At 56.5% G+C, this 12,474-nt stretch carries 11 protein-coding genes and 1 tRNA gene; 5 read left to right on the top strand and 7 right to left on the bottom strand.

The features are described 5' to 3' along the window. The first annotated feature begins 44 nt into the window (after window positions 1–44). Window positions 45–842 (top strand): GDSL-type esterase/lipase family protein, encoded by a 798-nt coding sequence (locus ABRP95_RS06670; protein WP_284783333.1) that lies wholly within the window; start codon window positions 45–47, stop codon window positions 840–842. 61 nt (window positions 843–903) lie between these two features. Here ABRP95_RS06670 and ABRP95_RS06675 read toward each other — a convergent pair whose 3' ends face one another. The 4 genes from ABRP95_RS06675 to ABRP95_RS06690 all read right to left on the bottom strand — a co-directional run bounded on the left by ABRP95_RS06675 (window position 904) and on the right by ABRP95_RS06690 (window position 3,267). Next, window positions 904–1,752, bottom strand: a complete 849-nt coding sequence (locus ABRP95_RS06675) for a cutinase family protein (RefSeq protein WP_349839127.1) — start codon at window positions 1,750–1,752, stop codon at window positions 904–906. A gap of 149 nt (window positions 1,753–1,901) precedes the next feature. After that, window positions 1,902–1,974: transfer RNA gene (locus tag ABRP95_RS06680), tRNA-Ala, on the bottom strand. 76 nt (window positions 1,975–2,050) lie between these two features. After that, window positions 2,051–2,767, bottom strand: coding sequence for a DsbA family protein (locus ABRP95_RS06685; RefSeq protein WP_284771036.1), 717 nt, complete (start codon window positions 2,765–2,767; stop codon window positions 2,051–2,053). Window positions 2,768–2,820: 53 nt separating this feature from the next. Beyond that, window positions 2,821–3,267, bottom strand: a complete 447-nt coding sequence (locus ABRP95_RS06690) for a MauE/DoxX family redox-associated membrane protein (protein WP_284771035.1) — start codon at window positions 3,265–3,267, stop codon at window positions 2,821–2,823. Between the two features lie 85 nt (window positions 3,268–3,352). Here ABRP95_RS06690 and ABRP95_RS06695 point away from each other — a divergent pair, with 85 nt between their 5' ends. The 4 genes from ABRP95_RS06695 (at window position 3,353) to ABRP95_RS06710 (ending at window position 7,395) form a co-directional block, all read left to right on the top strand. Continuing rightward, window positions 3,353–3,655: a fluoride efflux transporter family protein gene (locus tag ABRP95_RS06695; protein WP_239270137.1), complete on the top strand. Its 303-nt coding sequence runs from the start codon at window positions 3,353–3,355 to the stop codon at window positions 3,653–3,655. Then, window positions 3,652–4,011, top strand: coding sequence for a fluoride efflux transporter FluC (locus tag ABRP95_RS06700; RefSeq protein WP_239270136.1), 360 nt, complete (start codon window positions 3,652–3,654; stop codon window positions 4,009–4,011). Before ABRP95_RS06695 ends, ABRP95_RS06700 begins: the two co-directional genes overlap by 4 nt. A gap of 74 nt (window positions 4,012–4,085) precedes the next feature. Beyond that, on the top strand, window positions 4,086–5,273 hold the full coding sequence (locus tag ABRP95_RS06705; RefSeq protein ID WP_349839128.1) for an alpha/beta hydrolase: 1,188 nt from the start codon (window positions 4,086–4,088) through the stop codon (window positions 5,271–5,273). Continuing rightward, window positions 5,260–7,395 (top strand): bifunctional lysylphosphatidylglycerol flippase/synthetase MprF, encoded by a 2,136-nt coding sequence (locus ABRP95_RS06710; RefSeq protein ID WP_349839129.1) that lies wholly within the window; start codon window positions 5,260–5,262, stop codon window positions 7,393–7,395. The genes ABRP95_RS06705 and ABRP95_RS06710 overlap by 14 nt, the downstream gene beginning before the upstream one ends. On the opposite strand, the gene ABRP95_RS06715 is transcribed toward ABRP95_RS06710, so the two are convergent. The 3 genes from ABRP95_RS06715 to ABRP95_RS06725 form a co-directional block, all read right to left on the bottom strand. Next, complete coding sequence (locus ABRP95_RS06715) at window positions 7,392–9,935, bottom strand: ABC transporter permease (protein ID WP_284783330.1); 2,544 nt, start codon at window positions 9,933–9,935, stop codon at window positions 7,392–7,394. The two genes, ABRP95_RS06710 and ABRP95_RS06715, sit on opposite strands and share 4 nt — an antisense overlap. Further along, a complete protein-coding gene (locus tag ABRP95_RS06720) occupies window positions 9,936–10,664 on the bottom strand; it encodes an ABC transporter ATP-binding protein (protein WP_284771031.1) in 729 nt (242 codons plus the stop codon). It abuts the gene before it with no gap. Window positions 10,665–10,788: 124 nt separating this feature from the next. After that, on the bottom strand, window positions 10,789–12,144 hold the full coding sequence (locus ABRP95_RS06725; RefSeq protein WP_349839130.1) for an HNH endonuclease signature motif containing protein: 1,356 nt from the start codon (window positions 12,142–12,144) through the stop codon (window positions 10,789–10,791). Window positions 12,145–12,474: the final 330 nt, after the last annotated feature.

Below are 12,474 nucleotides of genomic sequence, written 5' to 3' on the forward strand. Positions count from 1 at the left end.
GCCCTACCCCTCCCCTATTCCCAGAAAATAAACGCGGAATAAAAGTGAAGCGTATTAATAAGCTCGCCGCAGCTGCTACTTTCATCACAGCGCTTGTGGGCACGAGTACCGTTGGCACAGCTGCAGTCCCAGGAAACACTGTTCTCGTTGGTGACAGTATTGTAGCCAACCCAACCTTCACCGACCATGCACTGAACAAGGCACATAAGAAGGCCAATACCGGAGTAGGTTGCGTTACCGATAACGCCATTGCCACTGAGATGAACAATGTTTCCGGTGCACACGTTGACCAGTACCAATGCGCAGGTGCCTCTTTAGCCACTGGCGGTATTCACGTCGATAATTCTCTCCGAAAGGCAGCAGAAGACGGCAACCTCAACCACGAGACCAAAAATGTCGTCATCGTTGCCGGCGCAAATGACACTTACCCCTACAAATCGGATATCGAGGCTTCCGACCGTGCGATTCGCGGTGGTCTCCGCAGTGCACTCGATATAGCCCACCAACATGCGCCAAATGCCAAGGTGACTGTCGTAGGTTACCCGCACATTACCCGGGAGAACACCACTTGCCTGACCTCTTCGATCATTCCCCTGCCTATCGCAGCCGTCTCTGATACAGAGCAGCGCCTGCAAAACACCCTGCGCGAAGTGTCCGAGCAAAACGGCGCAACATTCTTAGATGCACAGCCCATATCTGAAGGACATGACATGTGCTCCCCAGACCGCTGGTGGGTTAACCTCGTTGACCCAGTACCACCAGCTCCCGGCAACCTACCACTGCACCTTAATGCCCACGGCACCGCAGCTTATGGCCAGTTCATCGGCCACGCTCTGCAGTAAGTAGGAAGAAAATATCCCGCATAGTTTTGAACTATGCGGGATATTTTTATGAGTTTTCTGGTTAGTGGTTATTGATCCAATCGATGCCTGCCTGAAATTCAGCACCACCGTACTGCAGGTGCGCAAGTTGTCCGCGCAACAGGTTTATATTATCCATTGGGCCATGCTGCGCAGCCTCACCTACGATCTGCTGCAGAGGAAGCTTGCCGTGTACCGCGTCCACTTCCATGGACGGGGATACCAATCCCAGATATTCCTGTGGGTAGTTACAAATAATATCCTGCGGGTTGCAAACCTCAAGCACGTCAGCCCCCAGTTCGCCGTACCCACCGCCGAGGTGGCCTAGCGCGCCGGTCGCATTGGACATGTCATCGTGATACTGCGCAGCACCATTACCGCCTTGATACGGGTTGGCATAGAGGGCTGCAGATGCAAACCTATCTTTATCAAGTGGTCCGCGCCCGTGCGCTGCATCGTTGATGATGCGTGCGGAAATATCTGCTCCCTCGGAGTAACCGACCAAGGAAATCTTACTATTCGGGCAATCATTCTGGATTTGCTGGATCTTAGCTGCCGTGCGGTTATATCCTTCGTTAGAAGAGTCAGAATATTTCGACACAGCAAATGGGAAGGCCTGGTAGCCCACAAAGGTGGCGTTCGTATCCGGCTGGAGTCCGAGCTTTACGCCCATCTGTCCGGTAATCAGACCGTGCGGAACATCCGAAGGTGCTGACGGAATAGTATTCGCTCCGCCAGGAACAAAAACGACCTGCTGATTAGCACACGTCGGAGCAGACATTGGGTTCCCAGGAATCGCCGCAGTGGCGGCGGGAGCAGAAAGTGCAAGTGCGGCTGCAGAGATTGCGCCAGCAGCCGCAGCTTTCACAGTAAGATCCATATGATTTCCCATTTTCAAAAAGGTTCCAACGGTTTACACGGGTTACATTACATGATTCTTTGTTAACAGGCGACACCACCAACACACGGTGAACCAGACGTGTTTTCGCATAAAAAATCCCGAGTCACCGTTCTTCAACGATGCCTCGGGACACTATATTGTGGAGCTAACGGGATTCGAACCCGTGACCCCCACACTGCCAGTGTGGTGCGCTACCAGCTGCGCCATAGCCCCATATACGAGGTGCAACCCTGTGGGCCGCAACTCGTATGAATATACATGGCGAGTATTTAACTCACCAAATCGCCTGCTACTTGGTGGCGACGTCTACCCAGTCATTCAAAGACTGACCAGAATCCTTATCCGGAATATCCTTGCCGTTTTGGACAACGCGCGGCGAGGAAACGGAGTCGGTTTCCTTTTTCAGCTTGTCTGAGTTTGCCTTGCCAACCTTATTACCTTGCTCGATATCCACGTTCTTGATGGAATCAACCACGGCATCCTCGGCGCCGAGCTCCTTCGCTTGGTCAGCGATGTCCTCGATGTCCCACTTGGTGGCAACGCTCTGCTGGTTCTGCATCATGTAGTCGCGCAAATTCCAGTAGGTCTTCACATCGCCGGACTTAGCTAGTTCCGACAAGGCTGCCGCAGCCTTAGTGGAGTAGCCATCATTGTTTTCATCACGCACCTTGTCCAAGAAATTCAGTGTGCGCACGTGGACGACCAGCTTGCCATCCTCAATCGCCTGCTTCATCTCCTCATCGGTGCTTTCCGCCAACTCCGCGCAGTGGGGGCAGGAGAAGTCTTCGTAGAGATCTACTTCTGGAGTATCGTCATTGGCCGCATCGGACTTCAGGGTAATCGCGTTGTCCTTATAGTCCATGGACATATTGACCTCGATTTCATTGGCTTGCTTGCCATTCCACACGATGTAGCCAATGACCACGGCGATAATAACGAGGAGGACGCCGACGCCCCAGATGAAACCATTGCCAGACTTGGCATTTGGGTCACTTACTTTGCTCATTTAAACCTTGCCTGTTGATACTTTCGGACTCTTTCAACCTACTGTGCCCACCACTACGGGTGGAGCGCAAATTTCGTGAACGGGCGTTTGATGGTCCATGCGGTAAGGGCGAGGAAGGCGGCATCGCGAAGCAGCGTCAGCCCGTAGTTCATGCCGGGCTCCGCAGCAGCATCACCAGCACCAAAGCACCCGCAATCGATGTCCAGCCCACGCAGCCATGCCTGGAGAATGCCGACCATGAAAAGCACCATGACCACGGCCGCAACTTTGGAGGACTCGCGGAGGAAAATCCCCAGCAGAAGGAGCATTCCGCCCACCAGCTCTAGCGGGCCAATGAGCTGGACCAAATACCCAGACCATTCGGGCGTGAAAATCTCATAGGCCTCGATAGATTGCATGGTGTCCAGCGGGTGGGCCATCTTCTCTACGCCGGCGATGATCCACACCGCGGCCATGCCAAAGCGAGCAATAAAGCTCACCACATCAAACGTCTTGTTCACGCCGATTAGTTTAGCGTTTAACCTCCCTTTTTCAGATACAATGCCCTGTGCTTTTCCTGAGACTTCGCCCACTATGATGGGCCCCATGCCTCACTTCCTCATCGCCGGGTCCGGTGCCGCGCTCGGCGCCGGTGCCCGCTATCTCTTAACTATCGCGCTCGGCGGCGGGCTGATCCCGCTGCTTATCCTCAACATCGTCGGCAGCGCGCTGATGGGATATACCCGCCCCGGGCCTTTCTGGGGCACCGGATTCTTGGGCGGTTTTACCAGCTTTGCTGGCTTTGCTTTCTTCACCGCAGATTCCCACTGGAGCATCGCCCTGGCCTATGTCGCGGCCACGCTCGTGGGCTGCACCGCCGCCTACCTCGCTGGGGATAAGCTGCGATGAACCTGCTCTTCGTCCTTATCGGCGGTTTTCTCGGCGGCGCGGCGCGCTACGGTTTTACCCGCCTGCTGCCCTCGCCGTATTGCACCTTCGTATCCAATATCCTGGGCTCCTTGGTTTTTGGCTTGGCGGTGGGCTTTTCGCAGCTTGCCGATGCCCCCTTCACCCATCCCCTCTTCGCCCTCGGCCTCGCCGGTGGACTTTCCACCTGGTCCACCATGGCGAAAGAGCTAGGGGAAATGGTCAAACAGCGGCAATGGTGGCCCCTATGCAAATACCTCTTTTGGACCATCGGGATCGGAGTGGTTTTAGCCTGGCGCGGGGTGATGTGGGCTGGACTTATCTATCACGGGATCTAGGTACGCAATTCCCAGCTCGCTCCTAGATAGATTGGACCAGCGCAGGCCTACGATTTCTCTGTGTGAACTTCTTTATGAACCTGCCATTGGCCGAGCCCGTCAACGGCGTCATATTCCTCCTCATCCTCGCGGTAGCGGCGATCGTTGTTATCACCCAAAAGAAAATCTGGCCGATACTTTTCGCCCTCGTCCTCTGCGCCATTGGGTGGTTCTTCCTCCGGCACTGGGAAGTACCCTGGCACATCTATCTAGCCGCGGTAGTTCCCTTGGCCGCACTCCTGCGCAGGCCCAAGGTGATCACGGTCGTGGTGGGAATCTTTTCCCTCTTGGCCACCGTCGGGCTAGTCAATATGGAATATCAAACCTATCCAGACGTCGGCTCCCTCGACCCGCGCCCTGTGGCGAAGGAAATGGACTATGACGAGTTCACCACCACCCATTCCGGCGCCGCCCTCGTCCACGTCGATCTGCCCAGCGCAACGTCCCACTTCTCCGCGCGCACCGCCACCGCGTATATCCCGCCCGCATACTGGACGGATCACAACCTCCCGGTTCTGGTCCTTCTCCACGGCAACCCCGGCGGCCCGGATCAATGGTTTGGTTCGGGCGAAGCGGACGAAACCGCCGATCAATTCCAAGCGGCCAATGGCGGGCGCAGCCCCATCGTCATCGCCGTCGATGCCACCGGTTCCGAGACCGCGAACCCCATCTGCGCCGATAGCGATGTCGCCCAAGTCATGACCTACCTCACCCGCGATGTTCCCAAAGATATAAAGTCAAAGTTCCAAGTCAACAACGATCAGCACACCTGGACCGTTGGCGGGCTAAGTTATGGCGGCACCTGCGCGCTGCAAATAGCTACCACCCATCCGAATGCCTACGGCTCCGTTATCGATATCTCCGGCGAGGCCGAGCCGACCATTGGCAACCATTCCGCCACCGTTAATAAGTTTTTCCACGGCGATGAATCCGCCTATAACAACCAAGACCCCGCCTACCTCTTGGAGCGCAACCGCTACGACAACCTTCAGGCCATCTTCATCGCCGGTGATGACGATGCCGCATCCGTCAACGCCCTGCGCTCGCTATCAGATAAAGCTCGGGCAGCCGGAATGAAAACCTATTACGGCACGCGGCCGGGTGGGCACTCCTTCCAGGTCTGGCGCCCCGCGCTACGCGAATCCTTTGCTTGGGCCGCTGCCCGCGGCGGCATCAAGGTAGAAACAGATCCGTTCGATGGGATTAACAATGTCCATTCTTAAAAAGCTTCCCGTTTCCATCGCTCTGCTGGCCATCATGTGGTCGCTACACCTCGTCGATTTTCCCCTCAAACCGTGGCTTGCGCTCACCACCGCTCACCCGGGTGCTTCCATCATCATTACCGTGCTCATCGCCACCTGGCTCGCCCCGGCCGAGTGGCTCCTCGGTTCCACCTATACCCTCACCACCGGGCTGGCGGCGACGGCGATTGGAGTGCCGATAACGCTGGGCATCGCCAAGCACTGGCCCAATAGCACCGACTTCCTCAGTCCGATTGGATTCATCGTAGGCGCGGCCGGGTTCGCCTCCGCGTTCATGCCCCGCCTGTGGCGCCGCCGCCTCCGAATTTCCATTCTTTCCCTGACCGCCACGTACGTGCTGTACGCGGGCGCGCTTTCCGATGTCCTCGGTATCACTACCGCCGCCCTATCCATCGCCGCCGGCCAGCTGCTCGCCAAACCCGCACCCGGTACGCCGACCGTCCGCGAACAACGCGTGCTCATCGCCGTCTGCGTCGCCTGCGTTGCGATAGGCCCCGCCTTCATCGCCCTGGATCCGTTGGCGCAAGGCCCATTTTCCGATGTCACGCGCCTGCTCTGGCAAGATAGCCGCGGAATCGGGCCCGTGGTAGCCAACCTGTTGCCACTCATCCTGCAACTCGTCTTTTGCTTCGGCCTCGTGCGCGGGCGCATCACCGCCTGGAGGCTCGCGGTCTTATCGCAGGTAGCGGCCCTTGCCCTGCTTGCCTATAGGCTTTCTTTCCTCCCCGAGCTCATCCCTGTCACGCTGCCTTGGCTTAGCGTGCTCGCAATCCTGCTCATTAACCGGCGGCTGTTTCCCACCCACGAAAACCGCGCCTATCTCCTGCGCACCGCTCTGTTAAGCGCTGGCATCGCCGCATGCGGTTCGGTGCTCTGGATTCTCATCGCGCAGCTGCACGCCCCGCTGCCGAACGTGCTCGCTGAAACCCCGTTGCGCTTCCTGCCCACCGTGGTGGCCCTGATACTTCCCCACCACGTAATCCCCACGTCCTCCCTTACCTGGTTTCTCTACGAGTGGATAGGAAATGCCTTTTGGATCTTCGTGGCCTTCCGCCTCTATCGCGGCTTCTCCCGGCCCACCGATCCAGCAAACGCGGCAGATATCCGCACCGCGCGCCGCCTGCTCGAATCCGGCACGGGCGACCACCTCTCCTTTATGACCCTGTGGAAATCCAACCGCTACTTCTTCCACGGCGATTCCTACGTGGCCTACCGCGTCTCCAACGGCGTCGCCCTCACCCTAGGCACACCCGTGGGCCGCGATATCAGCACCGAATTCGCCACCTTCGCCTCCAACCAGGGTTGGTCCGTGGCTTGGTATTCCGTCAACGCGGACTTCGCCGCCGCCCACCCAGAACTCAAGCGCGTCCACGTTGCCGAAGAGGCCGTCTTGCCCTGCCGCACAGAGTTCAAGGGAAAGAAATTCCAGAACGTGCGCACCGCCCGCAATAAAGCAACCAAGGAAGGAATTCGCACCCGCTGGACCAGTTGGGCTGAACTCGACCTGACCACCATCGCCAAGATCACCGCGCTCAGCGAGGAATGGGTAGCAGAAAAGGCGCTGCCCGAAATGGGATTTACCTTAGGCGGGCTAGAAGAGATGAAGGTCCCCGGCACTCGCCTGCTGCTTGCCGAAGCCCAGGACGGCACCCTCCACGGCGTCACCAGCTGGATGCCTGTCTTCGAAAACGGCTCCATCGTGGGCTATACCCTCGACGTCATGCGCCGCAACGAGCACGGTTTCAAGGGAGTTATGGAACTGCTCATCTCAGAAGCCTTGCTCATCGCACACTCCGAGGGCTCTACCTGGATCTCCTTATCCGGCGCCCCTCTGGCCGGGCAAGCACCGTCGCCCTCCTGGCTCGACAATCTCTTGCAGCGCCTAGGCAATGAGGTCGAGCCCTTCTACGGATTCCACAGCCTGGCGGCAAGCAAAAAGAAGTTCCAGCCCGAAGAGCACCCATGGTTCCTGTGCTACGACGACGAGCTGAAACTTCCTAATATCGGTCTAGCGACGATGCACGCCTACCTTCCAGACCTCAAGACCACGGATGCGGTCAAGGCCTGGATATCCAGGCATTAATCCGCAATCGCCTCCAGCGGCGGCGTCTTTGCCGCGCGTTGCGATGGCCATACCGCTGCAATGATGCCCACAACTGCGGATCCCAGCAGCATGGTTACCAACATGCCCCACGGAACCTCGGCGCCGCCAAGGCCCTGATCATTCAAGATCTCAATGAAGGACCACCCCAAGCCGAGGCCAATGAGAATGCCCATGATTGCGCCGAAAAGCGAAATCTGGACCGACTCCAGAGTGATCATCCTGCGAATTTGGCGGCGCTGCGTACCCACCGCACGCAACATGCCGATCTCCTGGCGGCGCTCGATAACGCCCAAGGTCAAGGTATTGACAATGCCCAGTACCGCGATGATCACGGCTAGTGCAAGAAGACCGTAGAGAATGGCCAGCATCTGGTCAATGAAGCCAGCAGCCTGACCCGCATATTCCTTACCGGTATTGACCTGTACCACCACGAGATCCTTGACAGCATCCTCGAGGTTCTGGCGCAACTCTTCCTTGTCATAGCCTTCTTGGCCTAATACGCCCACCATCTGCACGGAGAATTCACCGTCAGCGGCGACCTGTTCTGCCACGTCCTGCGAAACCACCATATTTTGAATGGTCTCGATGGGCTCAAAGGTACCGACCAGTTTCGCTTCCGCGGTCTTGCCTGGTTCGCTTCCGGTGACCTCGTAGGTTTCTCCTACCTTCCAGCCATTTTCTTTGGCGAAGTCTTCTGTGGCGGCAAAGCCACCTTCAATATTGGCATCGCCTTCCACCATGTTCATCGCCAGCATCGCGGTCGGGTCAGCATCTACCGTCACGGTGAACAAACCGCCGGCGCCAAAGTCCAAGGAGGCCTGACCGTCCACGGCAACCGGGGCCGAGCCAACGGTAATGACCTTATCCACACCGTCTGCCTCTGCGGCACGCGCACCGGTTTCCTTCGGCGTCGGGAAGCTTCCGGAGCTTGGACCGGACAAAATATAGTCCGATGTAATAGTTTGGTCCACCGTATCCGAGATGGAAGCCTTCATCGTCTGCCCCAGCATGCCGATGCTCGTGACCAATGCCACACCCAGGGTTAGGGCAAAGGCCGTAGCGGCGGTGCGGCGCGGGTTACGCCGCGAGTTAGTAGCAGCCAGCTTGCCGATGGACCCGAAAGGCGCACCAATAGCCTTGCCCAGTGTTGGCACCAGTGGCAAAGAGAGCGCGGGCCCAGCCAGGAAGAAACCAATAATTACTCCGACGGCGCCGAGGCCGACGAGAATGGCGCGGACGTTCGTTTCGGCATCGCTAAGCACGCCCGCAAACGCCGCAATAATACCGCCGATCATGAGGATCGCACCGAAAATCGTGCGGACCTTTAAAGAAGAGCCGGAGGCAGACTCCGTCGTGCGCATCGCCTCGACCGGTTCCACAGCACCCGCGCGCCGCGCAGGAGCCCACGCGGAGACCACGGTGACAATCGTGCCCAAAATAATGGGGACCACCACGGCCGCAACACTCAAGCCCAAGCCGCCGCCGATGTCCATACCGTTGGCGCCCATAATTGCCTTGATAACAGCGACTAATCCCACGCCGGCAAGAACACCGACGATGGAACCCAGTACGCCAACGATGACAGATTCCACCACAACAGAATTGGTGATCTGGCGACGCGAAGCGCCCAAAGCGCGCAGCAGAGCAAACTCCTTAATGCGCTGGGCCACGATCATGGAAAACGTATTGGCAATAATAAAGGTACCCACCAACAAGGCGATAAGACCAAAGGCAACGAGGAAGTAGTTCACAAACTTCAAGGCCTCAGTCATTGCTTCACTGGTTTGCTCTGCCAGACGCTCGCCGGACTCGGCTTTGATGTCGAACTTGTCATTGAGGTCATCGACAAGCGCATTCGCATCTACGCCATCAGCGGCAGAGACCTTCAGCTGGGAGGGATCACCAAATCGTCCTAGGTAATCAACCTCGCCCATCCGCAGCTCGATGCTATCGCCCTGCTCCACCGGCGGCTCCACGATGCCTGTGACCCTAACCTCATCCTGGCTATCCGGATGAACCACCAAAAGCTTCTGGCCAACGGAAATATCGTATTTCTCCGCAGCAGAGGAATTGATCGTTACCTCATCTATGGCTTTTGGCTCATCGCCTTCAACCAGCTCACTAGATCCACCGACGGTTTTATCCGCGGGGTAATACGGCACAAGGCTCGCAGTACCACTTTGGGTTTGGAAAGCCTCCGAATTTTCATCGGCAACAACCACGGTCTGCGAGTCAGCGACGTTGATGTTTTTAACCGCGGGATCATCAAGCAGCTGTTGGCGCAGCACTTCATCCAGCTTCTGGTCACTATCATCGTTCTCACTAACTACTGCGTCTACACCGCGGAATTGGTTATCCACCGCGGAATCAAAAGTAGCCTTCAAAGAGTTAGTGAACATGAAAGAGCCAGCAATAAAGGCGGTGCCTAAAACCACCGCCAAAATTGTCAGCCCAAGGCGCAACTTATGCGCCAAAATATTGCGCACGGACACCCTGCGCATTGCGTTTCCGCGTGCCATTTAACCCTCAATCTCTGCCATTACATTGTGAATGGCCTCCATCGTCGGATCCTGCAGTTCGTTAACGAGCTTGCCGTCAGCAAGGAAAACTACGCGATCAGCATAAGACGCCGCCTTGGCATCATGCGTCACAATGACCACAGTCTGGTCATCCTGATCCACCGCAGTGCGCAGAATATCCAGCACCTCAGCCGAAGAATTGGAGTCCAAGTTACCCGTAGGCTCATCTCCAAAAATAATCTCCGGCCGCGACACTAAAGCGCGAGCACATGCCACACGCTGCTGCTGACCACCAGACAATTCCGCCGGACGGTGCTCCAAACGCTCCGCCAGCCCCAAGCGGCGGGTGACTTCTTCAAACCATTGCTTGTCGACGTCCTTACCTGCAATGTCCGTCGGCAGCGAAATGTTTTCCGCAGCCGTCAAGGTAGGAACCAAGTTGAAAGACTGGAAAATGAATCCCAGGCGATCACGGCGCAGCGCCGTAATGTCTTTGTCATTGAGATGAGACATATCGGTATCCCCGATGAACGCCGAACCAGAAGTAGCAGAGTCTAAGCCTGCCATCGTGTGCATCAACGTCGACTTGCCCGAACCCGAGGGGCCCATAATGGCCGTGAATTGGTTCTTTCCAAACTCGATGGACACGTGATCAAGGGCGATAACGGCTGTGTCATCGCTTCCGTATTGTTTAAACAAGTCAACGGCGCGTGCCGCGGCATCAGTCATAAAGCGTGTTCTCCTTGTAAATGGGAAATTACCTTTCTACATAGTAACCCGCTCATTCGCTGCGTCCCATCATCCCATGGGCTGAATTGGGCGCACTGGTGTGGTGGTGCTGGGTTGGTGGTTCTTATTTTTTGTTGTTGTGTTTGTTTCTTTTGTGTGTGAGGAATTGTTTCCAGGTGTAGTGCCAGTGTGTGTTTGTGGTGGCTAGTGGTCCTTTCGGGTGGTCTGTTTGGTAGGTTCCGTCGGTGTGTAGCCAGGCGATGGTGCCGGTTATTGGGTCCATGATGTAGTGGACTCGTTTGTCGGTTTTGATGTTGTGGTGGTGTTGGCACAGGGTGACGAGGTTGTCGGGGCTGGTGGGTCCGCCGTTGTTGTATTCGATGCGGTGGTCGAGTTGGCATTTGTGTGCTGGTGTGGTGCAGCCGGGCCAGCGGCAGGTGAGGTCTCTGCCTTGTGTGTAGGCGCGGATGTGGCTGGTGGGCTGGTAGCCCGGGGTTTCTTCTGGTTTAAGTTGTCGGGTGAAGGTGTCGATGTTTTCTAGGTTGGTGATGCTGGACCAGCCGTAGCCTGGGAAATACACTTTCGCCTCACCAGCACCAGCACCGGCACCGGCGGCGTTATTGTCGCCGGTGGTGTCGGTGGTGAAGGTATTAATCGCGACTTTCGTCTGGGTATTGTCCAGGATGAGTTGAATTAAAGCTTCACCGGCACCGCACCTGTTGTTGTCTGCTTGGTTGTCGATATGGCGGGCGATGATGGCAGCAGTAGCTTTATCACACGTCAAACTAATCGTGGCCCGGTTATTATGCACAGCTACGTTAAGGGCAGGCTCGACCTCGTCAATATCGTCGACTGCTAGCTGATGGGCGTCGATGAAGTCGCGGATAAACCGGCGGATATCCGCCACAGTGGGCACATGCTGGCTGGGTGCTGTCGGTGTGAGAAAATCTGCCAGGGCGGCATCGACTAGGCCTATGTGTTCGTGGTTGTCGCCTACACGTTCTATTTCCCGGTCGATAACCCTAAGGCGTGGTGTATCTAGTATCCATTGCTGCCTGTTGGTGGCTGTAACCAGCGGTAGTTCCTGCATGCGGAAGTGTGCCCTAATAATGCCAGATAGGATGCTATAGGTTAGGCCTAGGTCTTTAGCCAAGCTGGTCAGTGTCAGATCCACGTCATCATCTAAGTCCGGAAGTAGTGATTGGTAGAACAACCAGGAGTTCTTCCTAGCCTTAACTCCAGCTGCAGCAATAGGGTTATGTGGTGTGTTGGTGGCATAAAAGACTACCGGTACATCTGCCTCATCACCTACTGCAACCCCGTCATCCGCGGCGACAGTACTGGTTGCTCTACTGTCTATGCCATCGGCACAGGGATCGTGTGCCTGATGGCTGCCGCCGGCTGCATGGGCATCCCCCGTTATGATGTCGTCTACTGGATCGTGGCCTGTTGTGGTGGGTGGTGGTGTGCTACTTGTCATCGTGTTAGTACCCCGATTACTCCACATGAATGGTCGAATGTGTTTTCGTCTAACTAGGCATCAGACTACCCACCCGAAAAGACACCAGGGGTAAAACCCACACACCCGACACGCATAACCCCAGCTCGGCAGAGTACAAGTCACAAATATCAGCGGGGGTAAAACGACGGAAAATCCCCGAAACACCAACCACCCACAGTTATTCGGAGTGGTGGTCTTTCGGGGACTACCAGTAACAGTATGTAGTTATCTTTTTGTTGTTTGGTGTCGGCGGTGACTTACTCTCCCACAACCTCCCGGTTGCAGTACCATCAGCGTGTACAGGCTTAG

Origin of the sequence: Corynebacterium sp. KPL2895 (assembly GCF_040225815.1) — a bacterium.
In the GTDB taxonomy this organism is placed as follows: Bacteria; Actinomycetota; Actinomycetes; order Mycobacteriales; family Mycobacteriaceae; genus Corynebacterium; species Corynebacterium rhinophilum.